General features: G+C 57.3%; 28 protein-coding genes. 19 read left to right on the top strand and 9 right to left on the bottom strand.

The window, feature by feature from the left end; translation table 11 throughout:
* Positions 1-246: 246 nt before the first annotated feature.
* The 8 genes from GFC01_RS05475 (at position 247) to GFC01_RS05440 (ending at position 8,536) form a co-directional block, all read left to right on the top strand.
* Positions 247-618 carry a DUF1284 domain-containing protein gene (locus GFC01_RS05475; protein ID WP_341473769.1) on the top strand — a complete coding sequence of 124 codons (372 nt, stop codon included), beginning with the start codon at positions 247-249 and terminating at the stop codon, positions 616-618.
* 78 nt (positions 619-696) lie between these two features.
* Entirely contained in the window at positions 697-1,605 is a 909-nt protein-coding gene (locus GFC01_RS05470) for an NAD(P)/FAD-dependent oxidoreductase (RefSeq protein ID WP_341473768.1), read from the top strand.
* A gap of 646 nt (positions 1,606-2,251) precedes the next feature.
* Positions 2,252-3,463, top strand: coding sequence for an ABC transporter substrate-binding protein (locus GFC01_RS05465; protein WP_152945628.1), 1,212 nt, complete (start codon positions 2,252-2,254; stop codon positions 3,461-3,463).
* Positions 3,464-3,526: 63 nt separating this feature from the next.
* Positions 3,527-4,399, top strand: coding sequence for a branched-chain amino acid ABC transporter permease (locus GFC01_RS05460; protein WP_152945627.1), 873 nt, complete (start codon positions 3,527-3,529; stop codon positions 4,397-4,399).
* Positions 4,400-4,406: 7 nt separating this feature from the next.
* The gene (locus GFC01_RS05455) at positions 4,407-5,291 is read left to right on the top strand and encodes a branched-chain amino acid ABC transporter permease (RefSeq protein WP_152945626.1); all 885 of its coding nucleotides are present in this window, start codon (positions 4,407-4,409) and stop codon (positions 5,289-5,291) included.
* Positions 5,292-5,359: 68 nt separating this feature from the next.
* On the top strand, positions 5,360-6,124 hold the full coding sequence (locus tag GFC01_RS05450) for an ABC transporter ATP-binding protein (protein WP_152945625.1): 765 nt from the start codon (positions 5,360-5,362) through the stop codon (positions 6,122-6,124).
* 78 nt (positions 6,125-6,202) lie between these two features.
* Entirely contained in the window at positions 6,203-6,907 is a 705-nt protein-coding gene (locus tag GFC01_RS05445) for an ABC transporter ATP-binding protein (RefSeq protein ID WP_152945624.1), read from the top strand.
* A gap of 6 nt (positions 6,908-6,913) precedes the next feature.
* Entirely contained in the window at positions 6,914-8,536 is a 1,623-nt protein-coding gene (locus GFC01_RS05440) for a sigma-54 interaction domain-containing protein (RefSeq protein ID WP_152945623.1), read from the top strand.
* A gap of 7 nt (positions 8,537-8,543) precedes the next feature.
* Here the strand turns inward: GFC01_RS05440 and pruA are convergent, their stop codons facing one another.
* From pruA to GFC01_RS05410, 6 genes are all read right to left on the bottom strand, one after another.
* Positions 8,544-10,091 carry an L-glutamate gamma-semialdehyde dehydrogenase gene (pruA, locus tag GFC01_RS05435; RefSeq protein WP_152945622.1) on the bottom strand — a complete coding sequence of 516 codons (1,548 nt, stop codon included), beginning with the start codon at positions 10,089-10,091 and terminating at the stop codon, positions 8,544-8,546.
* 29 nt (positions 10,092-10,120) lie between these two features.
* The gene (locus tag GFC01_RS05430) at positions 10,121-11,263 is read right to left on the bottom strand and encodes an NAD(P)/FAD-dependent oxidoreductase (protein ID WP_152945621.1); all 1,143 of its coding nucleotides are present in this window, start codon (positions 11,261-11,263) and stop codon (positions 10,121-10,123) included.
* On the bottom strand, positions 11,250-11,534 hold the full coding sequence (locus GFC01_RS05425; RefSeq protein ID WP_341473767.1) for a (2Fe-2S)-binding protein: 285 nt from the start codon (positions 11,532-11,534) through the stop codon (positions 11,250-11,252). The genes GFC01_RS05430 and GFC01_RS05425 overlap by 14 nt, the downstream gene beginning before the upstream one ends.
* Before the next feature lie 259 nt (positions 11,535-11,793).
* The gene (locus tag GFC01_RS05420) at positions 11,794-12,285 is read right to left on the bottom strand and encodes a 4Fe-4S dicluster domain-containing protein (RefSeq protein ID WP_152945620.1); all 492 of its coding nucleotides are present in this window, start codon (positions 12,283-12,285) and stop codon (positions 11,794-11,796) included.
* A gap of 142 nt (positions 12,286-12,427) precedes the next feature.
* Complete coding sequence (locus GFC01_RS05415; protein WP_152945619.1) at positions 12,428-13,519, bottom strand: NAD(P)/FAD-dependent oxidoreductase; 1,092 nt, start codon at positions 13,517-13,519, stop codon at positions 12,428-12,430.
* A complete protein-coding gene (locus GFC01_RS05410; RefSeq protein ID WP_152945618.1) occupies positions 13,503-13,820 on the bottom strand; it encodes a (2Fe-2S)-binding protein in 318 nt (105 codons plus the stop codon). Before GFC01_RS05410 ends, GFC01_RS05415 begins: the two co-directional genes overlap by 17 nt.
* Positions 13,821-14,133: 313 nt before the next feature.
* Between GFC01_RS05410 and moaA the strand changes: the two genes are divergently transcribed.
* The 7 genes from moaA (at position 14,134) to holA (ending at position 19,537) form a co-directional block, all read left to right on the top strand.
* Positions 14,134-15,114, top strand: coding sequence for a GTP 3',8-cyclase MoaA (gene moaA / locus GFC01_RS05405; protein WP_341473765.1), 981 nt, complete (start codon positions 14,134-14,136; stop codon positions 15,112-15,114).
* Between the two features lie 33 nt (positions 15,115-15,147).
* On the top strand, positions 15,148-15,666 hold the full coding sequence (gene moaC, locus GFC01_RS05400) for a cyclic pyranopterin monophosphate synthase MoaC (RefSeq protein WP_152945616.1): 519 nt from the start codon (positions 15,148-15,150) through the stop codon (positions 15,664-15,666).
* Entirely contained in the window at positions 15,657-16,094 is a 438-nt protein-coding gene (locus GFC01_RS05395) for an MOSC domain-containing protein (protein ID WP_152945615.1), read from the top strand. Before moaC ends, GFC01_RS05395 begins: the two co-directional genes overlap by 10 nt.
* Positions 16,091-16,597: a molybdopterin-guanine dinucleotide biosynthesis protein B gene (gene mobB, locus GFC01_RS05390; protein ID WP_152945614.1), complete on the top strand. Its 507-nt coding sequence runs from the start codon at positions 16,091-16,093 to the stop codon at positions 16,595-16,597. Before GFC01_RS05395 ends, mobB begins: the two co-directional genes overlap by 4 nt.
* 105 nt (positions 16,598-16,702) lie before the next feature.
* Positions 16,703-17,776, top strand: coding sequence for an HD-GYP domain-containing protein (locus GFC01_RS05385; RefSeq protein ID WP_341473773.1), 1,074 nt, complete (start codon positions 16,703-16,705; stop codon positions 17,774-17,776).
* A gap of 142 nt (positions 17,777-17,918) precedes the next feature.
* Entirely contained in the window at positions 17,919-18,224 is a 306-nt protein-coding gene (locus GFC01_RS05380) for an MTH1187 family thiamine-binding protein (RefSeq protein WP_152945612.1), read from the top strand.
* 212 nt (positions 18,225-18,436) lie between these two features.
* Positions 18,437-19,537, top strand: coding sequence for a DNA polymerase III subunit delta (holA, locus tag GFC01_RS05375; RefSeq protein WP_194174830.1), 1,101 nt, complete (start codon positions 18,437-18,439; stop codon positions 19,535-19,537).
* 59 nt (positions 19,538-19,596) lie between these two features.
* Here the strand turns inward: holA and rpsT are convergent, their stop codons facing one another.
* A complete protein-coding gene (gene rpsT, locus GFC01_RS05370; protein ID WP_152945610.1) occupies positions 19,597-19,869 on the bottom strand; it encodes a 30S ribosomal protein S20 in 273 nt (90 codons plus the stop codon).
* A 126-nt stretch (positions 19,870-19,995) separates the two neighbouring features.
* Between rpsT and GFC01_RS05365 the strand changes: the two genes are divergently transcribed.
* Positions 19,996-20,334, top strand: coding sequence for a phage holin family protein (locus tag GFC01_RS05365; RefSeq protein WP_152945609.1), 339 nt, complete (start codon positions 19,996-19,998; stop codon positions 20,332-20,334).
* Between the two features lie 89 nt (positions 20,335-20,423).
* A complete protein-coding gene (gene spoIIP / locus GFC01_RS05360; RefSeq protein ID WP_152945608.1) occupies positions 20,424-21,482 on the top strand; it encodes a stage II sporulation protein P in 1,059 nt (352 codons plus the stop codon).
* Here spoIIP and GFC01_RS05355 read toward each other — a convergent pair.
* Entirely contained in the window at positions 21,457-22,293 is an 837-nt protein-coding gene (locus tag GFC01_RS05355; RefSeq protein WP_152945607.1) for a GGDEF domain-containing protein, read from the bottom strand. The two genes, spoIIP and GFC01_RS05355, sit on opposite strands and share 26 nt — an antisense overlap.
* On the bottom strand, positions 22,293-22,571 hold the full coding sequence (locus tag GFC01_RS05350; protein WP_341473764.1) for a hypothetical protein: 279 nt from the start codon (positions 22,569-22,571) through the stop codon (positions 22,293-22,295). Before GFC01_RS05350 ends, GFC01_RS05355 begins: the two co-directional genes overlap by 1 nt.
* A gap of 297 nt (positions 22,572-22,868) precedes the next feature.
* Here GFC01_RS05350 and GFC01_RS05345 point away from each other — a divergent pair, with 297 nt between their 5' ends.
* Both GFC01_RS05345 and lepA read left to right on the top strand, forming a co-directional pair.
* Entirely contained in the window at positions 22,869-23,183 is a 315-nt protein-coding gene (locus GFC01_RS05345; protein ID WP_152945606.1) for a hypothetical protein, read from the top strand.
* A 250-nt stretch (positions 23,184-23,433) separates the two neighbouring features.
* Positions 23,434-25,242: a translation elongation factor 4 gene (gene lepA, locus GFC01_RS05340; RefSeq protein ID WP_152945605.1), complete on the top strand. Its 1,809-nt coding sequence runs from the start codon at positions 23,434-23,436 to the stop codon at positions 25,240-25,242.
* Positions 25,243-25,250: the final 8 nt, after the last annotated feature.

Here is a 25,250-nt window from a genome sequence, read left to right as displayed (position 1 = left end):
TTGCTGGTTCTGACTTAAATAAAGGCCGGCTTTATAGTATCCAGTACCTTTTGCACCCTGGCCCGAGCATCAACCCTATCCCTTTCCAGCACCTCTATTTTAAATCAAACCCGGCTGTACTACAACCGGCACCTTCAATGACGGGTACCCGGCTTTTTACGCAGCAAGCGGGATAAGCAGGGAATGCCAGTGATCAAGGCGAACTCTCCAACCACCAGCACATTTCATAGCAGGAGGTAAAAACCGGTGCAATTCAGGGGACACCATTTAATCTGCCTGCATTTCTTCCAGGGCGAAGGTTACGATCGGGATTATATTGACAATCTGAAAAACCTGGTGGACAGGGCTGAAAAGGGGGAAGAAATAACAGTGGTGGCCGGGGCTGATGACGTTTGCCGGGCCTGTCCGCACCTGGAAGGGGAGCGGTGCATGCACGGGGATGGGGCCGACGGGGAAATCAGGAGGCTGGACCAGATGGCCCTGGATTATCTCGGTATTCCGGTGGGTGAAAAGGTCCTGTGGGCGGATCTGCAAAAGAAGGTGGGCTCCGCCCCACGCCAGTGGTTTGACCTTTTTTGCCGGGGCTGTGACTGGGAAAAATTATGCCATATAAAATAGGCAACGTATCTTTTTCATCACCCGGGGACAGGATAATGGTCAAAGGTCCGCCAATAAAACCGGGAGGGAAGGGGAAAGGTGTACGACGTGACCATTATCGGCATGGGGCCCGCCGGGTTGACGGCGGCGGTATATGCGGCCCGCAAGAAACTGTCCACCGTGTTGATCGGGGAAAAGTACGGGGGACAGATGGCCACGGCCCCGGGGGTGGAAAATTACATGGGCTTTCAATATATTGAGGGCCCGGAACTGCTGGCCAAATTCGAAGAGAATGTAGAGAAGTACCCGGTGGTGCGGGTGGAGGGCCGGGTGGTGAAGATCGGCCGCCAGAACGGTCAATTCGTCACCCGCACGGCCGACGGCCGGGAATTTTCCTCCCGGACGGTGATTGTGGCCACCGGCAAGGTTCCCCGCCGGCTCAATGCGCCGGGGGAAAGGGAGCTCACCGGCCGGGGGGTCAGTTACTGCGCAGTTTGCGACGCCCCCCTTTTTGCCGGCATGGAAGTGGCGGTGGTGGGCGGGGGCAACGCGGCCCTTTCGGCTGCCTATGATTTGATTAAAATAGCCAAACACGTTCATGTCATTTCACTGGAGGATTGGATTGCCGACCCCGTGATCATTGACAAGGTGAAGGATGCGCCCAACCTGACCAAACTGGTGGGTTATGAGACGGTGCGCATTGAAGGGGAGGACAGGGTGACGGGAATTGTTCTGCGATCCCTGGCCACCGGGGAGGAGAAAAAGCTGCCGGTGCAGGGGGTGTTTGTGGAAGTCGGCAGTGTCCCCAGCACGGACTTTGTGGATGGGCTGCTGGAACTGAACGAAAAGGGTGAAATTAAGGTGGAATGCGACTGTACCACCTCCGTGCCCGGTGCCTTTGCGGCGGGGGATGTGAGCAGCATTCCGGAGAAGCAGGTGATCGTGGCGGCCGGGGAGGGGGCCAAGGCCGCCCTGGGCGCGTACCGTTACCTGCTCAATCAGAAGTAGACCGCTGGTGCCCTTTGACACTTTTTGGGGCACCTTCCGGCTCCTTGCCCTGCTCAACCGGAAGCGGGCCGCCGGTGCCACAGATTGTTGCGCCTGATTTTTGACTGCTGAAGATTGAATTGCCGGGTATTTCGGCCCCTCTACGAAAGACACGGCTCATTTTGGGGACATGCCCGTCCGGCCGGAATGGTGCCTGCGGTAACCTTTTTTGTATAAGTTTTTGTACGCCGGCGGGATGTCCGTCGAGTGAAAAATGGTTGACAACCGGATGCCCCGGAGATTAAAATACATGGTAAATAAAAGTGCTGCCTGGCTGCAGACAGCGGCGTCTCAATCAGGTGGGATCAAGGGAAGATCCGTAAAACACGGGTGAGGTGACGGATCTTTTTCGTTTTATTGGGGCGTTTCCGTGTTCCCCGCTGGCGAATCTTTTTGTTTTTCGCTTACTCCGTTGTTCAAATATTTAAACATAAAAAATTTTCATCCTGTCGGATTTTTGAAAAGGATTTTGGCCTTTGCCAATCGAATATCTTCGTTTATATGCGAGATGGAATTTTCAGAAAACAAAGGGGGTGAAAGCATATATAACAGGTCTGCGGGAAAGAAAAAAGTTTCCAGGTATTGATTCAGAAGGGGGTAAGGATAATTGAAAAAGTACAGATTGGCCCTGGTTTTGTTCAGTGTGTTGCTGGTGCTTGTTCTGGCGGCCGGCTGTGGTGGTCAGACCACCAAATCCAGCGGGGGGGAAAGTCAAAGCAGCGCTCCCCCCGGAGGAGATACTATTAAAATAGGTTTTATGGGCGCCCTCACCGGTAACGAGGCCAGTTACGGCATTGAAACCTTGAAGGGTATGAAAATGGCTGCCGAGGAAATTAACAAGCAGGGCGGTGTGCTGGGTAAGAAGATTGAGATCGTGGAGACGGACCACGGCAGCAAGCTCTCGGAGGCGGCCAGCGTGGTGCAAAAGATGATCAGCAAGGACCGGGTGGTGGCCATTGTGGGCGACCCTACCACCGGCAAGACCAAACTGGCGGCGCCCATCTGCCAGCAGAATAAGGTGGTACTCCTCTCGGCCGGTGCCGTGGGACCGGGTGTGGTGGAAAACGGGGATTACATTTTCCGGGATACCCTGCTGGACGCCGTGGCCGCTCCGGCAGTAACCGACTACCTGGTCAATAAACTGGGTTGGAAAAAGGTGGCTGTAGTTACCTCCACCAATAACGATTACAGCGTCGGGCTGACCGGCATCTTTAAAGGTGCCCTGGCCAAAAACAACGCCCAAATAGTGGATGAGGAAAGCATTCAGGACGGGGACCAGGACTTCAGCGCCCAGGTGACCCGGATCAAGCAGGCCAAACCGGACGGGATTATCTTTACCGGCTACTACACCGAGGGCGGTTTGTTTATGAAGGAAGTGCGCAAGCAGGGCCTGAACCTCAAGATGGCCGGCGGCGATGGTTTGCTTTCGCCGGTGCTCTGGAAGCTGGGCGGTGAAGCGGTGGAAGGCAGCATGGTCTACACCGGTTTTGCGGCCGACCCGGCCAACGCCGCTCCCCAGACCAAGGAGTTTATCGAGAAATATAAGGCGGCCAATGAAAACAAACTGCCCGATATGTTCTCCGCCCAGGGTTACGATGCGGTGATGTGGCTGGCCAAAGCCATGAAGGAAGCAAACAGCACCGATCCGTCCAAGTTTAAAGACGCCCTGGCCAAAACCAAGGATTACGCCGGCGTTTCCGGCACCCTGACCCTCCTGCCCAACCGGGAGCCGGTAAAGAGCCCCGTATACCTGCTGGAAGTGAAGAACCAGCAGTTCAGCATCAAGGCGGCTCTGCCCACCCAGGCGCCCCAATCCTGATTTATCAATGGTGGAACCGGGCCTTCGCCCGGTTCCACCGCAAATTAAACACTGGAGGGAATTATGTTACTGCAGCAAATAATCAACGGGCTGACCCTGGGGGCCACCTACGCCCTGATTGCCCTGGGTTATACCATGGTTTACGGGATTATCCAGCTGATTAACTTTGCCCATGGCGATATCTACATGATCGGCGCCTTTATCGGGATAGCAGCCGTAGGCCTCTTTCATCATAATTTTTTTCTCACCCTGGCCACGGCCATGCTGGCCTGTGTGGTTCTGGGTATAACCATCGAGCGGGTGGCCTACCGTCCTTTGCGCCGTGCCTCACGGTTGAACCTGCTCATCAGCACCATCGGGGTATCCATTTTTCTGGAAACCTTTATGACCTTGTTGAAGGGACCCCAGCCCACGGGTTTTCCCACCGTCTTGAATAATACGCCTTTAAAGGCCGGGCCCCTGGAGGTATCCAGCATACAGGTGATCATTCTGCTGGTTTCAGTGATTTTGATGATCGGCCTGCAGCTTATTGTCAGGTATACCAAAATCGGCAAGGCCATGCGGGCGGCCTCCGAGGATTACGATACGGCCAGTCTCATGGGCATTAACATCAACCGGGTGATTTCCTTTACTTTTGCCATTGGTTCCGCCCTGGCCGCGGCCGGCGGGGTGCTGGTGGGCATTTACTTCAACTCCGTTTCCCCCTATATGGGCGTTATGGCCGGTTTAAAAGCCTTTGTGGCGGCGGTGCTGGGCGGCATCGGCAATATACCCGGGGCCATGCTGGGCGGGATGCTCCTGGGTCTGGCCGAAGTATTCGGCGTGGCCGCCGGTTTTTCCACCTATAAGGACGCCATAGCCTTTACCCTGCTCATTATCATCTTGCTGGTCAGGCCCACCGGATTGCTGGGGCGGCCCATACAGAGGAAGGTGTAGGGGACCCATGGAACAGTGGCTTTCCAGTATAATCGACCCTTATTACCAGCAGGTGCTCATCCTGGTGGGCATATATATCATTGCCGCCCTGGGTTTGAATTTAATCACCGGCCTGTGCGGACAGCTCACCTTCGGGCACGCCGCCTTTTTAAGCATCGGTGCCTATACGGCGGCCATTCTCACCAGAAATTACCACCTGCCCTTTATTCCCAGTTTGATTTTGGGTGGTCTGGTGGCAGCTTTTTTTGGGGTTTTACTGGGCATACCCGTTTTAAAACTTACCGGTGATTACCTGGGCATTGCCACCCTGGGGTTCGGTGAAATCGTGCGGGTGGCCTTCACGAACATGAAAATTACCGGAGGCGCCATCGGTCTGGCGGCCATCCCCCGGGAAGCCAATTTGATCAACGTGACCGTGGTGGTTGTTCTGGCCGTGCTGGCCATGACCTGCCTGGAAAATTCCCGTTTCGGCCGGGCGCTGCAGGCCATCCGGGAAGATGAAATTGCCGCCGAGGCCATGGGCATCAATGCCATGTGGTACAAGGTACAGGCCTTCGGCATCGGTTGTTTTTTAGCCGGGGTTGGTGGGGCCTTTTACGCCCACCTGCTGCAATACTTAAACCCCAACGACTTTGGTTTTATGAAGTCCTTTGAAATTCTCAACTTTGTGGTCCTGGGCGGGCTGGGTAGTATTCCCGGCACCATAGTGGGTACCACCATACTCACCCTGGCCCCGGAATTCCTGCGTTTCGTTCAGGAGTACCGCATGATGATTTACGGCCTGCTCCTGGTGTTGATGATGATTTTCCGTCCCCACGGTCTGTTGGGCGGGGTCAATTTCCGCCGGTTGATCCGGCGCAGAAAGCAAAAAGCCACCGCCGTCGGCGGTTAAAGACGGACAAAGCCATCTGGAGATCCGGACACAGGATCCATTAAGCCATAAGAAATTCAGGAGGAAATATGGGGGCAATTCTGGAGTTAAAAGGTTTAAGCATCCGGTTCGGGGGACTGGCCGCCGTGGACGATGTGGATCTGTCCATTGAGACGGGGGAAATCCGGGCTTTAATTGGCCCCAATGGTGCCGGGAAAAGTACCATCTTCAACCTGATCACGGGCATTTATCCCCCCACCGCCGGTGAGATATTCTTTAAGGGTAAAAAAATAAACGGCCTGCGCTCTTACCAGATTACCGCCCTGGGCATTGCCCGCACCTTTCAAAACATCCGTCTCTTTGGCAATTTATCCGTAATAGATAATGTGAAAATCGGCCGGCACTGCCGTACCAGGGCCGGGTTTTGGGGAGCCGTTTTACCCCTGGGTGGGGTCAGGGCCGAGGAGCGGGGGATTGTTGAACGGTCAAGGGAATTGCTTGATTTCATGGGCCTTTCCGCCAGGGTGGAAGATCTGGCCAGAAACCTTTCCTACGGTGAACAGAGGAGGCTGGAGATTGCCCGGGCGCTGGCCACCGAGCCTTCCCTGCTCTTGCTGGATGAGCCTGCGGCCGGGATGAATCCCCAGGAAAAGCAGGACCTGTCCCGGATGGTCCGCCGCATCCGGGATATGGGGATTACCATCTTCCTGGTGGAGCACGATATGAAATTTGTCATGAGCCTGGCCGACCGGGTGGCGGTGCTGGACTACGGCAGGAAAATAGCCGATGGAACCCCCGCCCGGGTACAGGAAGACCCGGCGGTGATTGAGGCCTATCTGGGGAAGGATATTTGATTTGTTTCTTGTTGACGGCGGGGCCAATGGCCGGGGGATTGTCGCGGTGGAGCCTCAAGGAAGGATGTGTAAAGGGAGTTGCTGGAAGTTAAGGATCTGTGCGTGGCCTATGGTGTGATTGAAGCCTTAAAGGGCATATCTTTTTCCGTAGAAGAGGGGGAAGTGGTGTCCCTGATCGGGGCCAACGGTGCCGGTAAGAGCACCACCCTGCGCACCATTTCCGGACTGCTGCGCCCCAAAAGGGGCCAGATCAAATACCGGGGAAAGGAGATCAGCAAGCTGCCCCCCTATAAAGTGGTGGAGCTTGGTTTGACCCAGGTACCCGAGGGCAGGCGCGTCTTTTCCCGCATGACGGTGATGGAAAACCTGGAAATGGGTGCCTATACCTGCCGCAGCCGGGGGGAAGTGAAAGCCGGCCTGGAAAGGGTTTTTGCCCGTTTTCCCCGGCTGGCCGAGCGCAAAAACCAGCTGGCCGGCACCCTTAGCGGCGGGGAACAACAGATGCTGGCCATGGGGCGGGCTTTAATGTCCCGTCCGGAATTGCTTTTGTTGGATGAGCCCTCCATGGGCTTAGCACCCCTTCTGGTGCGGGAAGTCTTTGCGATAATTAAAGAAATCAACCAGACCGGCACCACCATTTTGCTGGTGGAACAGAATGCCCATATGGCCCTGTCCATTTCCCACCGGGCCTACGTTCTGCAGACGGGGGAGATTACCATATCCGGTCCTGCCGGGGAATTAATGAAAAATCCGGAGGTTAAAAAGGCCTATCTGGGAGATTGATCTGCCATGTATCTGGAAAAAAAACTGCTGGTGCGGGATTTTCTCGCCGAACCGTCCCCGGAGGCGGACCTGACCGGGTTTGACTGCCGGGGAGAAGAGATTCTGGAACATCACATACTGGGTATTATCCCGGCTTTGCGGGAGAAAAACATGGTGGTGGTGGATGACACCGGGAAGCCGCTGGGAGTGCTGGTTCTGGAGCAGGTGGTGGAACGGCTGGTGGACATTATCCGGGATACGGAGGCCACCCTTTCGGCCGTGCTGGGGGTAACCGACGATGTCATCTGTATGATCGACAACCAGGAAAATGTGATGGGCTGGAACCGCAAGGCCGAGCTGCTTTACGGGATCAAATGCGCCGATATACTGGGACGTTCCATACACAATTTTTTCACCAATCTGGTGGTAACCCGTGTGCGCCGGGAGGACCGGGAGGTATACGCCGAGTACCATCAGCCCCGCAGCGATACCCATGTGTTAATTAACTCTCTGCCCATCCGCCGGGATGGCCGGGTGATCGGGGGAGTTTCGGCGGAAAAGGATGTCACGGAAGTAATTCAGCTGAACAGGGCGCTGTCCCGGGCCAGCTACCAGGTGAAATGCCTGAAGGAAGCCATTGAGAAGAACGAAATCAAAAGGGTGGATCCCTTTGGCAAATTATACGGCCATCACCCCCGGTTGAAAAGTGTGGTGGACGTGGTGCGCCGGGCCGCCCCCACCGAAGCCATTATCATGATCCGGGGCGAGAGCGGCACGGGCAAGGAAGTGCTGGCCCGGGCCATTCACGAGGCCAGCGACCGGGCCGGCAAACCCTTTGTGGTGGTGAACTGCGGCGCCATTCCCACCGAACTTTTTGAAAGTGAAATTTTTGGTTATGAACATGGCGCCTTCACCGGGGCTGGTCCCCGGGGAAAACCGGGCCTGCTGGAAATGGCCAATGAGGGGACCGTCTTCCTGGACGAGATTGGGGAATTGCCCCTGAACCTGCAGGTGAAACTCCTGCGGGTGCTGCAGGAACGGGTTTTTTACCGGGTGGGTGGTTCCAGGCCGGTAAGTGTGAATATTCGCATCATCGCCGCCACCAACCGCCCACTGGAAGAAATGGTCAACTCCGGAGAATTCCGGGAGGATCTGTATTATCGTTTAAATGTCATCTCCGTGGAGATGCCGCCCCTGAGGGAGCGCCGTTCCGACATTCCCGGTTTGATTTACCATTTTTTGCAGGAATACTGCCAGCTTTACGGCAAGAATATCAGCCGGGTGGAGCCGGGGGTGGTGGCCGCCCTCATCTCCTATTCCTGGCCCGGCAACGTGCGGGAACTGAAAAACACTGTGGAGAGAATGGTGGTGCTGGCCGAGAAGGAGGTCATTACGGAAAGGGACCTGCCCAAATACCTGCAGGAACATGCCCTGACCTACGATCTCCCCCGGGAATCCGCCCCATCGGATCTCTCCGCCGCCGCCCAGCGCACGGAAAGGGAGATAATTTTAAAGGCGTTAAAGGATGCGGGCGGCAACCGCACCGTTACCGCCCGCATCCTGGGGGTGCCCCGCAGCACCCTGTATTATAAAATGAACCGCCTGGGCCTTCTGAAAGGCAACAAGCGGTTCGGCAGCCAGCAAAAATAGCCCGGGTCTAAAAACGCTCGGCGATGGATTTGGACTGCATGAACAGTTTCAGGTAATCCCTGCCGCCCGCCTTGGAGTTGGTACCGGACATTTTGAAACCGCCGAAGGGCTGCACCCCCACCAGGGCGCCGGTGCACTTGCGGTTGAAGTACAGGTTGCCCACGTGGAATTCCCGCCGGGCCAATTCCAGGTGGGCGCGGTTTCTGGAGTAAACGCCTCCGGTGAGGCCGTATTCCGTATCGTTGGCCATGTCAATGGCCTCCTGGAAGTTCCGGGCGGGAATAACCGCCAGCACGGGGCCGAAGATTTCTTCCCGGGCGATGCGGGCCGTGGGGGGTACGTCGGCGAAAACCGTGGGCCAGATAAAGTATCCCCCGGAATCGTCGCTGCGGCCGCCGGTTAAGAGCCTGGCCTCCGAACGGCCGGTTTGCAGGTAGCCGGTGATCTTGTTATAGGAGGCCTGATCAATGACCGGCCCCAGGTTCACTCCATATTCCTCCGCCGGGCCCACCTTCAGGGCGGCCACCCCGGCAGCCAGCTTTTCCAGCACCGGCCGGTAGGCTTCCCCCACCACAATCAGCCGGGAGCAGGCCGAACACTTCTGGCCGGAAAAGCCGAAGGCCGAAGTAATTACACCGGCCATTGCCTCATCCAGGTCACTTTCGTCGTCAATGATAATGGCATCCTTGCCGCCCATTTCGGCGGCCACCCGCTTGATCCACTGCTGGCCGGGGGCAATCTGGGCGGCCAGGCTGTTGATGTGCAGGCCCACATCTTTGGAGCCGGTGAAATTGATGAAGTGCACCAGGGGGTGGCCCACCAGGAAATCGCCTATTTCACTGCCGCTGCCGGGCACAAAGTTGATTACCCCCTCGGGAATCCCGGCTTCCCGCATTACTTCCATGAACATATAGCCGGTGACCGGTGTGTTGCTGGCCGGTTTTAGAACGACGGTGTTGCCGGCCACCACCGGCCCCACGGTGGTGCCGGTGAGGATGGCCAGGGGGAAGTTCCAGGGGGGTATGACCACCCCCACACCCAGGGGCAGGTATTCCAGGGTGTTTTCTTCCCCGGGGTAAGGGGTAACCGGCCGGGGCTCGGCCAGGCGGATCATTTCCCGGCCGTAAAACTCCAGGAAGTCGATGGCCTCGGCGGTATCGGCGTCGGCTTCGGCCCAGTTTTTGCCCGCTTCCAGGACCATCCAGGCGGAAAGTTCGTGTTTGCGCCGGCGCATGATGGCTGCCGCTTTGAACAGGCAGCGGGCCCGGGCCTCCGGGGGCACCTGCCGCCAGGTTTTAAAGGCTTCCATTGCTTTTTCCAGGGCCTGCTGGGCCAGCGCCCGGTCGGCCCGGGATACCCGGCCGATCACTTCGTTGTGGCGGGAAGGGTTGATGGAAGTAATTTTTTCATCTGTAAAGATTTCTTTTCCGCCGATGATCAGCGGGTAATCCCGGCCCAGGCGGCTGCGCACCATGCCGATGGCCGCAAGCATTTGCTGGCGGTTCTCTTCCCTGGAGAAGTCTGTTAAAGGTTCGTTTTTAAAGGGCATGAGCATGGCTTTCCCACTCCTTTCGAAAGTAGGGTTTAAACCACCGAGGGTTCGATGAACAGGTCCCCGGTGTTAAAGCGGGAGAGGCTGAACATGTCCACGGGCAGGGTGGTGGGCTCTCCCAGGATCATTTCGGCCAATAATTGCCCCGTCATGGGAGCAATCATGAAACCGTGTCCGGAGAAGCCGGCGGCCAAGTAAAAGCCCGGCACTTCCGGCACCTCCCCCAGCACCGGCTGGCGGTCGGGGCTCATGTCGTACACGCCGGCCCACTGCCGCACCACCCGCAGGTCTTTCAGCAACGGCAGGAGGTACACCGCCTTTTGGGCCATCCGGGTCAGGAACTGCCAGCTGGAGCGCAGGTTGTATTCCTTTGGTTCATTGGGGTCTCCCAGGCCCATGATGAAGCTGCCGTGGGGGGACTGCTGGCAGTAGATGTTATGGTAGAAACACATGATCATGGGACCCAAAAGAGGTTCCACCGGCTCGGTGACCAGGATCTGGTGCCTTTCCGGGACAATAGGCAGGTCCACCCCCACCATGCGGCCGATGTCCGCGGCGTGGCCGCCGGCGGCATTGACCACTACGGGAGCCTGGAAGGTCTCCCGGTTGGTGACGACGGTTTTTAAAGAGCCCTCGATTTTAATATCCTTGACTTCAGTATAAGTATGGATTTTCACGCCCAGCCGCCGGGCCGCCCGGGCATAGGCATCGGTGACCTTGAAGGGGTTGGCGTGGCCGTCCTTGCCGCAAAAGGTGGCTCCCAGGAGTCCTTCCGTGTTTAAAAAGGGGACGATTTCCCGGGCTTCCTGCGGGGTTACCCAGCGGGAATCGATGCCCAGGCTTTTCTGCAGGGCCAGATTTTTCTTGAACTGGTCCACCATTTTGGGGGTATAGGCCAGGATCAGGTAACCTTCCTGTTTAATTTCCACCCCGCCGGGGTATGCCAGCTCTTCAGCCAGGTTTTCCAGTTTGGCGATGGCGTGTTTGGCCAGCAGGCAGTTGGTTCTGGTGCCCCACTGGTGGCGAAAACCCGCCCCGCAGCGGCCGGTGGCCCCGGAGGTGAGGTAGGCCCGTTCCAGGACGGCCACGTCCCGCATGCCCCGGGCGGCCAGATGGTAGGCGATGGAGCAACCGGTAACGCCGCCGCCGATGATTATCACCTCATGCCTGTTCATTTCCGGCACCTCCTCTGGCCAGGATCCCCAGCTTTATGGGGACTGCCGGCGGGCGGAAGGTGGGCATCGGCAGGGTGGCCGGGTCCTGACCGGTGGCCCGGGTGATTTCGGCGGCAATCAGCGGGCGGCAGGTGCGCCCCTGGCAGGGTCCCATGCCACAGCGTTTCAAGCGTTTGATTTCGTCCAGCGTACGGGCTCCTTCCCGGAGCAACTGCCGGACTTCTTCCAGAGTGACATCCTCACAGCGGCAGATAATGGTTTTCTCTTCCACGGGCCGCCCTCCTTTCGATTATGTTGTCCCTAACCGGATCCAGGGCCTGTTTGAAAAAGACCACATACAACAGCTGGCTGTAAATGTTCAGTGACCCCGCTATGGTACCGCCCGGCACTCACCGGAATGCTACTACGCTCCCGTTGTTTCAGACTTTAATTGATACCACCGGTTTTACGAAGACGTGATGTACCAGTGGGTGCCGGGTCAACGCTCACTCCGGTGCTCCGCGCTGACAGCACCCCGGCTTGCTCAGGATCTATGCTGGGTTGATCTGGAAGTGGCGTACCTCCATGGCCAGATGCCGGGGGACGGCCAGCCAGACCACGGCTGTTTTATCCATCTTTTCCGTCACCACCACCTTCACCACCCGGGCGAGGCATACGGCTTCCCCGCCCCGGTTGATGCCGGTCACCGCATTCCCTTCCGCCGGCAGGGGAAGGAACTCATAGGGCAGTTTAACCAGTGCCTCCTGCTCGCTAAAGGTCATATCCACCACAAAAAGGGCCAGTCCCGGACAGCGGGCGATGCACAGGCCGCAGCCGTTGCATAGATCGTGATTTACCCGGGGCACTTCGTTTATATCCGTAAAGGGGCCGATGGCCCCCCGGGGGCAGGAGTGGGTACAGGGGTCGCAGGGGATGGGCTGAAAGCATTCGGCTATGACCACCGGTCCCCTGGCCAGGCGTTCGGGTGGGGGTATAACCCCGGCCAGGTCCTCCGGTGTGGGCACTCCATCTACTGGCAGCAAAGGGATCACCTCACCTGCTGGATGTTAAATAAAAAGTGGAACCACTGGACATTGAAGGACAAACAAACCCCTCTTGCGGGTAAGTTGCCTTTTTATCCATGGGGTGTGATGGTGGTTGACGCGGGTGGCCGGCGCGCCCGGTCTAACCTGCCAGAACCATGGCCAGGCCGGAGCGGATCCTTTCGCCCACCGGCCCGGAGCGCAGGGCGTCCAGCTGCGCCTGGATTTCCCGGCGGCGCGCCTGGTAGTTCTGCCGGCCGTAGCCCAGGGAAAGGGCGGCGTTCAACCCGGCCAGGGCGCCCTCCATCATGGCCGCCGAGGCCTCTTCCACCCCGGCCGCATCGCCGGCCACGTAGACCCCCGGTACGCTGGTTTCCAGGCCGGCATTGCGCACGGGCACGTGCCCGCCCAGCTGGGGTACATACACCAGCCGGCAGCCGGCCTGGGCCAGCAGTTCCACCAGGGGCGAAAGGCCCACCGCAATGCAGATGGTGTCCACGGCCAAATCCTTTTCTGTGCCCGGCAACGGATTTCCTTTTTTATCCAGCTGCCAGATGACGGCCCCGGCCACCTCCCGGTCCCCGTAGGCCCGCTTGACGGTATGGCTGGTATAAATGGGTACCCCCGCCCGGCGCACCTTGGCCGCGTGCACCCAGTAGGCGCCGATGCGCGGGGCGGCCTCCACAATGGCGGCCACCTCCATGCCGGCCTGCAGGAGCTGGTAGCTGACAATCACCCCGATATTACCGGCACCCACCATGAGCACCCGTCGGCCGGGCAGCACACCGTAGACATTGACCAGGGTTTGTACCGCCCCGGCGCCGTAAATCCCCGGCAGGTCGTTGTTGGGGAAGGCCAGGCTTTTCTCCGCTGCTCCCGTGGCCACGATTACCCGGGAGGGTTTCAGGTAAAACACCCGGCCCTGCTGTTCCAAGCCCAGCACACCGTCTTCGTAAAAGCCGAAAACAGTGGCATTGAGCAGCACTTCCACCTGCGGGTGCCCGGCCACCGCCCGGCTGAGCTCCGCAGCAATATTGATGCCCCGTTCCGAAGCCCGGTGGCTTTGGGAACCGAAGAAACGGTGGGTCTGCTTGATCAATTGCCCGCCAGGCCGCTCGTTGCGGTCGATCAACACCACCCGGGCCCCGGCGTCTGCTGCTTCCAGGGCGGCACAGAGCCCCGCGGGCCCGCCGCCAATGACGGCAATTTCCACGAATCTAACTTCCTTTTGCATGGAGGACTCCCTTTCCCTTCTGACTTTCCACCACCATGCCCGGGCGCAGCTTTTCCACACAGATGCGCACATTGGGTTCCCCGTTTACCGTCATCAGGCAGGAGGAACAGTTGCCGATGGCGCAGAATAACCCCCGGGGGCGGTGGAGCAGCGGACTTTCCCGCATCACCCGGATACCCGCCCCGTGCAGGGCGGCGGCAATGGTTTCCCCTTCGTAGCCCTCATATTCCTTTCCATCAAAGGTAAACTTGATTTTCCGGCCCCTCCGGAATTCTATAACGGGGTGTTGAGTAATGCGCATTAAACCTTCCGCCTCCCATTTCACCTTGCCATTAATGGTATGGGGTGTGCAAAAAGGATACCAGAGAAGAACCGGGCTGTGAAAAGCTTCTGGCAATCAGCCGGGATACTGGTGTATAATTAATTAGACACGATGTTTGGACAGTTGTACAGATTGGACAGGTCGGGTGGTATTTATGGTTATCCCGGAACATGGCAGGAAATCGGCAAGCCTGTCGAGAATATTATCCCTGACTGCCTGTACGGGATAGGCGGGGTCGCTGTCCCAGGCCATGGCCAACCCGGCCCCTGAACAGAAGGAAGGTGCCCTACCGGTGGAAGACCGTTATCAGAGGGAGATAAACTATCTGAGGGTTTCCGTCACCGACCGCTGCAACCTGCGCTGCCGTTACTGCATGCCTTCCGGGGGCGTACCCCTGATCCCGCGGCGGGAAATCCTGAGCATGGAAGAGATTGCCCGGGTAGTCCGGGCAGCCACACGGGTGGGAGTTAAAAAGGTGCGCTTGACCGGTGGTGAGCCCCTGGTACGCCGGGGTATTACCGGTCTGGTAAAGTCTATAGCCGCCATGCCGGAAATTGACGACCTGGCCCTGACCACCAACGGGATGCTGCTGGCCGAAAAGGCCGGGGAACTCAAGGAAGCCGGTCTGAACCGGGTCAATGTCAGCCTGGATACTCTTAAGCCCGGGCGTTACCGGTATATAACCCGGGGCGGGGAGATTAAAGCAGTCTGGCGGGGTGTGGAGAAGGCGCTGGAGCTGGGCTTAAACCCGGTGAAGCTTAATGTGGTGGTCATCCGCGGTTTCAATGATGACGAGATCATTGACCTGGCCCGGCTTTCCGTGGAGCGGCCCCTGCATGTGCGTTTTATCGAACTGATGCCCTTTGGCAGTGCGGCCCCATTGACCGGTGGGAGCCATATATCCAGCGATGAGGTGAAGAGGCAAATCGAGGAAAAAATGGGGCGCCTGCAGGAAGTGCGCAAGCTGGCCGGCAGTGGGCCCGCCCGCTATTACCGGGTGCCGGGTGCTGCCGGAACCATTGGTTTTATCAGTGCGGTAAGCGACCATTTTTGCGGCCGGTGCAACCGCCTGCGCCTGACGGCCACCGGTGCCTTGAGACCCTGTCTTTTCCGTGACCGGGAGATTGATGTGAAAGGGCCACTGCGCCGGGGGGCCGGCCCGGATGAACTGGCCGCCCTGGTGGTCCGGGCCATCCAGGATAAACCCGGGGGGCACGGGTTAAATGAAGGGCAGGCCGTTTGTGGGAAAAGCATGTCACGGATTGGCGGGTAGTGAGACGGCTGCCGGCCGTTGGGAAGAGAAAGTATGGCGGGGAGTGAAGAGGAGTTGACGGGCGGTGATTTAACCCATTTTGATTCCCGGGGGAAGGCCCGCATGGTGGATGTAAGCGCCAAAGGGGACACCCTGCGGGAGGCCGTGGCCCGGGGGGAAGTGCTCATGAAGCCGGAAACCCTGGAACTGATTGCCGGCGGCACGGCCGGCAAGGGAGACGTGCTGGGCGTGGCCCGCCTGGCCGGCATCATGGCGGCCAAAAAAACGGGGGAATTAATTCCCCTGGCCCACCCCATAAGCTTAACCAGTGTCCAGGTGGATTTTCGCCTGCATACTCCGGGCAAGGTGGAAATCCAGTCCCGGGTGCGCACCACGGGCAAAACCGGTGTGGAGATGGAAGCCCTCACCGCCGTCAGTGTGGCCGCCCTGACCATCTATGATATGTGCAAGGCCGTGGACCGGGCCATGACCGTACAAAATATCCGTTTGATTTACAAAAGCGGCGGTAAAAGCGGGGAGTTCCGCCGGGAGGGGGAAGAAAAATGGGAGTGATCGTGGCCGTATGCGCCAGCCCGGAAAAGGGCACACGGAAAAAGAACATGGGGACAGGTATGCTGGTGGCCAATCACGGCCTTCAAGGGGATGCCCATGCCGGTTCCTGGCACCGGCAGGTCAGCCTTCTGGCCCTGGAGAGTATTGAAAAGATGCGGGAACTGGGCCTGGATGTTCATCCTGGGGACTTTGCCGAGAACCTGACCACTAAAGGAATAGATCTGGTCAACCTGCCCGTGGGCACCCGCCTGGCCATTGGTCCCGAGGCCATAGGCGAAGTGACCCAGATCGGCAAGGAATGCCATATGGGTTGTGAGATCCGCCGGCTGGCCGGGGACTGCATCATGCCCCGGGAAGGTGTATTTGTGCGCATTCTGACCGGCGGCCCGGTGAAAGAGGGTGACCGGATAGAAGTTTTAACGGAGTGAAGAAAAAGATGTCCAGGCTGCCGGTAATCTGCATTGTCGGACCGTCTAACGCTGGTAAAACCACTTTTTTAGAGGGGCTGATTGCCGAGTTGACCCGGCGGGGCTACCGGGTGGGAACGGTCAAACACCACCACGGTGATTTTGAAATGGATCACCCGGGGAAAGACACCTGGCGCCATGCCCGGGCCGGCGCCCGGACGGTGGCCATTGCCGCACCCGGCCGGGTGGCCGTCATCCGCCGGGAAGAGAAGGAAATGCCCCTGGAACAGGTGGTGTCCCTGCTGGGTCCGGTGGATATTGTGCTGGCTGAAGGATATAAAAAGGGGGATTGGCCGCAAATTGAAGTCTGCCCCCCGGAAGGGTGTGCCGTTCTGGTGGGGCGTAAGGACCGGCTCATTGCCCTGGTGGGAGGGCCGGGTCCGGTGGAACCCCCGGTTCCCCGCTTCGGGACCGGCGATACGGGGGCGGTGGCGGACCTGATTACTGCCTTTCTGGGTCTTTGATAACAAAAATTAACCGTGGGCGGGCAGGATTGCTTTCGGCGATGGAGAATAATAATAATAATGGTTTAACAATATTCTTCATCGCGGGTGATTCATTTGGAAAAGGTGTATATAAACAACCTGCGCCCGGGATTGAAGCTGGCCCGCACCATCTATGACATGGACGGGCGGATACTGCTCAGGGAAGGGGCCACCCTTTCTTCCCGTATGATTAGCACCCTGGAGAAGCGGGGCATCCTTTTTGTGTACATTGATTTTGGTTTTGCTCCGGATCTGCAGGTGGAGGAACCCCTTTCCGAGGCGGTGCGCCAGGAGGCCGCCCGGCAGGTGAGGAACTTCTGGGAAAGGGTCAAGGAGCGGGGCCGCTTGAAGGATGTGAAAGAAATCCAGTCCACGGCCACCCGTATGGTGGACGAAATCCTTTCCCGGCCGGAACCCCTGCTCAGCCTGTCCCAGATCCGCCTGTATGACGAGTATCTCTTTGCCCATTCGGTGGACGTGGCCGTTTTGTCCGTACTGGCCGGCCTTTCCCTGGGGTACGGCCGGGAAGAGTTGATTGCCATCGGTACGTGTGGTTTGCTGCATGATATCGGTAAAATCAAGGTCAGCGAACGGATCTTGAATAAACCGGACAGGTTGACCCCCGGGGAATTTGAGCAGATCAAAAAACATACCCTTTATGCCCGGGGGCTGCTGCCCGGGGATGAAAGACTGGTCAAGGCGGCCACCCAGCATCACGAACGCTTTGACGGTCAGGGCTATCCCCTGGGGTTAAAGGGGGATGAGATCGATCCCATTGCCCGGATTATAGGTGTGGCCGATGCCTACGACGCCATGACCACCGACCGGGTTTACCGCCCCGCCCTGCCCGTAAATGAGGTGGTGGAATACCTGTCGGCCGCGGGCGGGCACCAGTTCGACCTGCAAACAATCAAAGCTTTTATCGAAAATATTGCCGCCTATCCCGTGGGCAGCATGGTTCGCTTGAGTTCCGGTGAGATTGGGGTGGTGGTGCGCAACCGCCGGGGGGTGCCCCTTTATCCGGTGGTGCGGGTGCTTTTTGATGGCCAGGGACAGCCGGTGACCCCGTACGAGGTGGATCTGGCCCGGGCCAGGTTGATGGTGGTGGAAACCCTGGAACAGGAAAAATTGTTCAAGCTCAGTGAAAAAATAAGTTGACAAAGATGAACCGTGGCCCCCGGCGGAAAATATCGCCACGGGGCGAAACCCCTTTTGGGGTGATTTAACAGCGGTATGGTTTTCATTACCCGACGACTGACGTTTGATAACAACGATTATTTTTCGAGGAGATGAACGTGGGATGGCTGTGGTGGAGGTAACGGTAATTCCCATTGGAACCGGCAGTGCCAGCTTGAGCGCCCATGTGGCCCGCTGTGTACAGGTGTTGCATGACGCACGGGAGGTAAAGTACCAGTTGACCCCCATGGGGACCATTATTGAAGGGGAGCTGGACCGCATATTGCCGCTGGTCCGCCGGATGCACGAGGTGCCCTTTGAGCAGGGAACCGGACGGGTGGTGACCACCGTTCGCATTGACGACCGCCGGGACAAGACCCTGACCATGGCCGGTAAAGTTTCAGCGGTGGAAGAAAAGCTTAAAAAATAGGCTCGCCAGGATGATACCGATAAGGTAAGTGTTCACTGAAATCCTGTGGTGAAACCAAAGGCGGGACAATCACCCTGCTGGTGCAGTCGGTGGCCGGATTTACTGAAGCGTATGGTGAAGCCCGGCCTTCACCAGGGTGAGCGGGACAACGTCGTGTCCGTGCGGCCCGGCTGCTTATAATGGTGCACCGCATATTCCCCGGGGTGAGGGCGTTGAAATATTACATAGATCTGCTCAACGAACTGGAAAAGGGTAAAATTGCCCCGGTTTATCTTTTTTACGGACCGGAGGTTTATCTCCAGGAGAAGGCTATGGAAAGGTTCCGGGAGAAACTTTTACCGCCCCAGGCCGATTTCAACCTGGATATCCTGGACGGTGAAGAAGCGGGGGAAGGAGATATAGTTTCAAGGGCGCAAGCCCCCCCCTTTTTGGCCGGACGCCGCCTGGTGCTGGTGCGTCATGCGCCCTTTTTTTCCGGCGGTGATAAAGGTGAAAAAAAAGAAAGGGCCGGCAGTTCCTCCAGGCATAAATCCCCCGCCGGGGAAAAAGATTCGCCCCTGCACGCTTATCTAAAGCAGCCCGTGCCTCACACCTGTGTGATTTTTACCACCACCGGGCCTGTGGATCAGCGGCGGCGCCTCTTCAAAGCGCTCAAGGAAAAGGGGCGGGTGGTGGAGTTCACCTTCCTGAAAGCCCGGGACCTGGTGCGCTGGCTGGAGAAAGAGGCCCGCCTGGCCGGCAAGACCATAGCTCCGGCGGCGGCCGAACTGCTGGTGCAGCGGGTGGGCAACAGTTTGTTCATTTTAAAGAATGAGCTGGAAAAGGCCATTGCCTACGCCGGTGAGCGGAAAGAAATCCGGGAGGAGGATATCCGCCGGCTGACCGTTCCTCTGGTGGAGGAGAACATTTTTCAGGTGGTGGATGCCATCGGCCAGCGGCACGTAACTTCCGCCCTGGCCGGTATTCGGGAATTGCTGGCCAAAGGGCAGCCCGGTCCGGCCATCCTGGCCATGGTGGCCCGGCAGTTTCGATTGATTCTTCAGGGACAGGAATTGATGGGAAAGGCGGGGCCGGGGGAGGATTTGGCCGGGCTGCTGGGCGTCCATCCCTTCGTGGCCCGCAAGGTGCTTGCCCAGATGCACAATTTCACCCGGGATCAGGTGCTGGTGATTTTAAACAAACTGCTGGAACTGGACCGGGGGATAAAGAGGGGCCGGATGGAATTTTACCCGGGGATGGAGATGTTACTGCTGGAATGGGGTGTATCCCGGTCTCACCTGATAAGCCGTAATACCAAAAAACCACCCTGCTGAGGTGGTTTTACTATCTGTTGGGGCTTATGGATTAGGAATTGGGAAAGAGGGTTAATGTATCAACCAGCCTGCTGCCGGTTGAACCGCCTGGTCAGCCGGGATTTTTTCCGTGCAGCGGCATTTTTGTGTAAAATACCCTTGGTAACCGCCTTATCTATGGCCACCAGCGCCCGGCGCAAGGTCGCTCTGGTTTCTTCCGCGCTGGCGCCGGCCGCCAGTGTTCGTTCGAATTTGCGAATGGCCGTGCGCAGGGCAGATTTCAAGCGGGCATTGCGGAGGGTACGCTTGCGGGTTATCTTGACCCTCTTGATTGCCGATTTGATATTGGGCATCCTGTCTTCACCTCCCAGCAGCCCTCATTTTACCACGGGTTTATAAAAAATGCAAGGGCTGCCGGTATACCCGGCGCCTTTTTTGTTAATGATAAAGCTGGAGATTAGCAAAAGGAGGTGACGGCCATGCAGTGGGTGGGATTGATTGTGCGGTTTGTGGTTTCGGCACTGGTGTTGATTGTGGTCAGCTGGCTTTCCCCGGGATTTGTGCTGCGGGGAGGTTTTGTGGGTGCCCTGATTGCAGCGGTGGTGATTGCTGTACTGGGTTATATTGCCGAGGCCCTGCTGGGCAACCGGGTTTCACCCCAGAGCAGGGGGCTGGTCGGTTTTATCACTGCCGCAGTGGTGATTTACCTGGCCCAGTTTATCATTCCCGGCCTGTTGAGCGTAAATATCCTGGGTGCCTTAATCTCAGCTTTTGTCATCGGACTAATAGATGCCGTGGTGCCCACGGTGTTGCGCTAAAAACAAGCCCTGCGCCGGCAGAGCTTGTTTCATAAAAAGCCCCCTTCCGGTCATAGATATGGTAGGGAAAGTACCGGGAGGGGGTTTTTATGTACCGGTCTCTTTATCGCAGCAACCCCTGGATGGTCAGGCAGAAAATTTATCATATTATTTTTATAGGCGCTGCTTTATTCGGTATAGTGTCAGTGGTGAGCGGCATGGCCTTCTTTGTTTTTCGTCCGGGGGGGAACGTTTTTCTCCTCCGGGATCCCCGGGTGTGGCTGCGGATGGCCATGCCCGCGGTAGCCCCGGATGGCGGGGATGAAAATGAAATACCGGGGCTTTCCTCTGCGGTGTGGCGGAATGTAACGGCGTTGTTCCCGCTGCCCCTGGGAGATCCCCGGGCTATCCTGCGCTCCCAGCTTTCCCTGTTGACCCTGGCGGAAAATGCCACAATGCCGGAAGCTCCGGAAGAGCGGTATGCCGGTAATAATAACTCTCCTCCGCCGGCCGGGGCTTCCGGAGATTATCTGGTGGCCATTTACCACACCCACACCGGGGAAACCTATGCCCTGACCGATGGTACCGACCGGCTGGAAGGCAAGGAAGGGGGTGTGGTCCAGGTGGGGGAGGCCGTTGCCCGGGTTCTGGAGTCGAAATACGGGTTGCCCACCCTGCATATTACGAAGGTCCATGACGCCAGTTATAACCTGGCTTATATGGAGTCGGAAAAAACGGTGCGGGAGATATTGCAGCAGAACTCCCGGATCAAGGTGTTGCTGGACATCCACCGGGATGCGGGAAAACCCCGCCGGGACTGTTTGGTAAAGGTTAACGGTCAGGAAATGGCCCCCATTCTTTTTGTGGTCGGATCGGATGCCCGGGCACCCTTTACCAGCTGGCGGGAGAACGAACAATTTGCCCGGCAACTGGCCGCAGCCCTGGATAAGAAGTATCCCGGCCTGTGCCAGGGGGTGCGGGTGAAGGAGGGCCGTTACAACCAGTTTCTCCATCCCCGGGCGTTGCTGGTGGAAGTGGGCAGCGCCAACAACTCCACCGCCGAGGCCCTGGGCTCCGCCCGCCTCTTTGCCGATGTGCTGGGTGAGGAAATACGCCGGCTGGTGGCGGAAGAGAAAAACCCTATCACCCATCCTGGCAATCAACTGTGACTACCGGAACACCTTTCTTTTTCGCCCTGGTGGAAGCGAGACTGGCGGTGTTAATGAGTTTCCGGATATCGCAATCGTTGTTCATCAGCGGTCGCCAATTAATCACTCCCGCTGATGCCGTGATTTTCATTCGGTCGTGCCAGTTATTGTTGGCAATCGCGTTCACTATTTGCAGCGCGTATTCCTTTGCAGTATCTGCGGGCCTGACAGTGACCACCGCAAATTCATCGCCGGCGTAGCGACACGGGTAATCAAGGTTTTCTTCAGTATGGGCCTTTATGACAAGGCCAACACGGCGCAAAACTTCATCACCTACAATGTGGCCATGTTCCTTGTCGATTTCCCCAAAACCGTCAAGATCGATGAAAATAATGGTTACGGCGGTATTGTTTCTAATTAGTTTATCGGCCGTATGGTACAAATATTCGGCTCTGTTCAAGCCGGTTAACGGGTCAATATGCTTGCCCAGCTCATGGTAAACTTGCAGTTTGGTTACTATTCCCAGGAGATTTCCGTTTTCTGTAACCACCAGGCGCTCTATGCCGTGGCGTTCCATCGTTTCAGCCGCTTCCCAAATGGAACATGATGGCGTCACTGTTACCAAATCTTTGCTCATGGCATCGATGACCAGCCGGTTAGGGTGAGAATACCTTACATCCCTGGAAGTAATGATGCCGACCAGTCGCCCGCCGTCTACCACAGGGAAACAGCCGATTTTAAGGTCATTCATCATGTCTGCCGCTTTTCTGACACTATCGAGCGGGGAAACGGTCATTATTTCCCTGCTCATAATATTTTCCACACAGGTCATTATATGTCCACCGCCCTGTTTACCTGCACCACAATATTTAACTGGGCCTTTATCACTGAATCGTCGGTGGCGATAGCGGAACATTCTTCCAAAACAATAGGCAGAAGCTTTTCCTGCGGGATGAATTTTAGCAGCGATTTCTTGAGCACCGCAGCTTCGAAAATTTCGTGCTCCAGACGAATGACCACGTATTGCTCCGGAGACAGGGCGTCCACCATGCGCTTCACCGCTTCTGGACCGATGGGCGCTTTCTTGCCGACCACCAGGACATCCTGCATAGGCGGAATCTCGAATTCGGACAAGCGGATTGATATTTCGGCTTTCCGACCCATTTCAAACGGACGAAGAAACGACATTTCTCCGGGATGCATTGTTAATACCTTCTTTTTCAAATTTAACAGTTAGTCTTTGGAAACTTTTCAACATTTATTCGGCATCGATTGTAGATTTCCTTTTCCGGCGCCTCTGAAAAAACTTCGCATGGTTGTATTGTTTTAACTTATTTGGTTAACATAACCTGTGAATGAAAATAACTTGAGGCACGGTACACCGGCGACCATTTTGGGGGGATAAGGATGGGCTTTAACCGGTGGGTTGTCGCCCTGGGCATTTTTCTGGGCATGGTTTTTTTCGGACTGCATACGGTGGTAACGGTTTCCAACCAGGTGTTGTTGCCTGCTGAACCCTTTGCGATTATCCGGGTGGGTGCCCCGGGGGAGATTGTCCTTTTCAATCATCCTGTCAGTTTGCCACCGGTGGATCAGTGGGGGGAGATGGGACAAAACACAATGGCACACATCCGGAAATGGGGCGGGGAATATTATGTCCGGATGATGGATTTTATGCGGCGGCTTTTTGTCCTTAATCGCCAGGGGGAAAAAGGTCCTTAAATCCATCCCTGCTACTCTTTTAATGAGTTTTAATTAATGTTATAATCTTTCCTTGAGATAATGCCGCAAAACCATCAGGGCGCCGGTCATTCCCCGTCGCACCGGGACCCCAAAACGGATAACCACCTTCCATTATAGGTTTGCGGCGGCACCTTTGCGGCATTCCTTGACTATCGTAACCGCACACGGGATTAATTTGCATAGAGGGCACATGTATGCCGGAGCAGTCTGCACCGTCAGGAGGTTTGTCATGGGGAGAGAACAGGATTTTATCCGCAATTTTTGCATTATCGCCCATATAGACCACGGCAAGTCCACCCTGGCCGACCGGCTGCTGGAATATACGGGGGCTTTAAGTGCCCGGGAGATGACCGATCAGGTACTGGATCAGATGGACCTGGAGCGGGAGCGGGGCATTACCATCAAGCTGCAGGCCGTGCGCCTGACCTACCGGGCCGGCGACGGCCGGGAGTACCAGTTAAACCTGATTGATACTCCCGGCCATGTGGACTTTACCTATGAAGTTTCCCGCAGCCTGGCGGCCTGCGAGGGGGCGCTGCTGGTGGTGGACGCCGCCCAGGGCATTGAGGCCCAGACCCTGGCCAATGTCTATATGGCCATTGAAAACAACCTGGAGATTATTCCGGTAATTAATAAGATAGATCTGCCCAGCGCGGACCCGGAGAGGGTCAGGAAGGAAATTCAAGATGTCATCGGCCTGGACGCCAGCGACGCCCTTCTGGTTTCCGCCAAACTGGGCACCGGGGTGAAAGAGGTGCTGGAAGCCATTGTGCGGCGGATACCGCCTCCGGGCGGCCGGCCCGAAGAGCCCCTGAAGGCCCTTATCTTTGACTCCCACTATGACTCCTACCGGGGAGTCATTGCCTATGTGCGGGTGATGGACGGCATTCTGACGGAAGGCATGGGCATTAAAATGATGTCCACCGGGAAGGAATTCGAAGTGAACGAGGTGGGCATTTTCAAGCCGGCCATGACCCCCACGGGGCGGCTGGACACGGGCCAGGTGGGGTATGTGGCGGCCAGCATCAAAAACGTGCGGGACACCCGGGTGGGGGATACCATTACGGAGGCGGCCCGGCCGGCAGCGGAGCCGCTGCCGGGCTACCGCCGGGTCACCCCCATGGTCTACTGCGGCCTTTATCCCGTGGAGACGGTGGACTACGACGACCTGCGGGAGGCCCTGGAGAAATTAAAACTCAATGATGCCTCCCTGGTATACGAACCGGAAACGTCGGAAGCCCTGGGCTTTGGTTTCCGCTGCGGTTTCCTGGGCCTTTTGCACATGGAAATCATCCAGGAGCGGCTGGAGCGGGAGTATAAACTGAACCTGATCACCACCGCCCCCAGCGTGGTCTACCGGGTTACCACCACGGCCGGGGAAGTGCTGGATATCGACAACCCCACCAGGCTGCCGCCGGCCGGCAAAATAGAGAAGATGGCGGAGCCCTTTGTGAACGCCACCCTGATGGTTCCCCGGGATTATGTGGGGGCGGTTATGGACCTGGCCCAGGAGCGGCGGGGCACCTTTAAAAACATGGAGTACATGGGCGAAAACCGGGTTATGTTGCTTTATGAGCTGCCCCTGGCGGAGATTATCTTTGATTTCTTCGACCAGCTGAAGTCCCGCACCCGGGGATATGCTTCCCTGGATTACGAACTGGCCGGCTACCGGGAAAGCGACCTGGTGAAGCTGGACATTTTGATCAACGGCGAGCCGGTGGACGCTTTAAGCTGTATTGTCCACCGGGAAAAGGCCTACTACCGGGGCCGTCAATTGGTGGAAAAGCTGCGCAGCCTCATCCCCCGGCAGCTCTTTGACGTGCCCGTGCAGGCGGCCATCGGCAACCGGGTGATTGCCCGGGAGACCATCAAGGCCCGGCGCAAGGATGTACTGGCCAAGTGTTATGGCGGCGACGTGACCCGGAAGCGCAAACTTTTGGAAAAACAAAAGGAAGGCAAGAAACGGATGAAACAGGTGGGCAGTGTGGAAATACCCCAGGAGGCCTTTATGGCCGTGTTGAGTATCGAAGATAAATAAGCACTGGA

The sequence above is a fragment of the Desulfofundulus thermobenzoicus genome (genome assembly GCF_009428905.1).
GTDB lineage: Bacteria > Bacillota > Desulfotomaculia > Desulfotomaculales > Desulfovirgulaceae > Desulfofundulus_A > Desulfofundulus_A thermobenzoicus.
This window is presented reverse-complemented; position numbering and strand designations above follow the sequence as displayed.

Excerpts from the sequence above, each read along its gene's own strand:
- GFC01_RS05455 (WP_152945626.1), top strand. The coding sequence starts at position 4,407 with ATGGAACAGTGGCTTTCCAGTATAATCGACCCTTATTACCAGCAGGTG.
- GFC01_RS05345 (WP_152945606.1), top strand. The coding sequence starts at position 22,869 with ATGGGCTTTAACCGGTGGGTTGTCGCCCTGGGCATTTTTCTGGGCATG.
- spoIIP (WP_152945608.1), top strand. The coding sequence starts at position 20,424 with ATGTACCGGTCTCTTTATCGCAGCAACCCCTGGATGGTCAGGCAGAAA.
- GFC01_RS05350 (WP_341473764.1), bottom strand. The coding sequence starts at position 22,571 with ATGCAGGATGTCCTGGTGGTCGGCAAGAAAGCGCCCATCGGTCCAGAA.
- rpsT (WP_152945610.1), bottom strand. The coding sequence starts at position 19,869 with ATGCCCAATATCAAATCGGCAATCAAGAGGGTCAAGATAACCCGCAAG.
- GFC01_RS05460 (WP_152945627.1), top strand. The coding sequence starts at position 3,527 with ATGTTACTGCAGCAAATAATCAACGGGCTGACCCTGGGGGCCACCTAC.
- GFC01_RS05355 (WP_152945607.1), bottom strand. The coding sequence starts at position 22,293 with ATGACCTGTGTGGAAAATATTATGAGCAGGGAAATAATGACCGTTTCC.
- GFC01_RS05415 (WP_152945619.1), bottom strand. The coding sequence starts at position 13,519 with ATGCAAAAGGAAGTTAGATTCGTGGAAATTGCCGTCATTGGCGGCGGG.
- moaC (WP_152945616.1), top strand. The coding sequence starts at position 15,148 with ATGGCGGGGAGTGAAGAGGAGTTGACGGGCGGTGATTTAACCCATTTT.
- lepA (WP_152945605.1), top strand. The coding sequence starts at position 23,434 with ATGGGGAGAGAACAGGATTTTATCCGCAATTTTTGCATTATCGCCCAT.
- pruA (WP_152945622.1), bottom strand. The coding sequence starts at position 10,091 with ATGCTCATGCCCTTTAAAAACGAACCTTTAACAGACTTCTCCAGGGAA.
- GFC01_RS05440 (WP_152945623.1), top strand. The coding sequence starts at position 6,914 with ATGTATCTGGAAAAAAAACTGCTGGTGCGGGATTTTCTCGCCGAACCG.
- GFC01_RS05380 (WP_152945612.1), top strand. The coding sequence starts at position 17,919 with ATGGCTGTGGTGGAGGTAACGGTAATTCCCATTGGAACCGGCAGTGCC.
- GFC01_RS05430 (WP_152945621.1), bottom strand. The coding sequence starts at position 11,263 with ATGAACAGGCATGAGGTGATAATCATCGGCGGCGGCGTTACCGGTTGC.
- GFC01_RS05410 (WP_152945618.1), bottom strand. The coding sequence starts at position 13,820 with ATGCGCATTACTCAACACCCCGTTATAGAATTCCGGAGGGGCCGGAAA.
- GFC01_RS05365 (WP_152945609.1), top strand. The coding sequence starts at position 19,996 with ATGCAGTGGGTGGGATTGATTGTGCGGTTTGTGGTTTCGGCACTGGTG.
- GFC01_RS05450 (WP_152945625.1), top strand. The coding sequence starts at position 5,360 with ATGGGGGCAATTCTGGAGTTAAAAGGTTTAAGCATCCGGTTCGGGGGA.
- GFC01_RS05395 (WP_152945615.1), top strand. The coding sequence starts at position 15,657 with ATGGGAGTGATCGTGGCCGTATGCGCCAGCCCGGAAAAGGGCACACGG.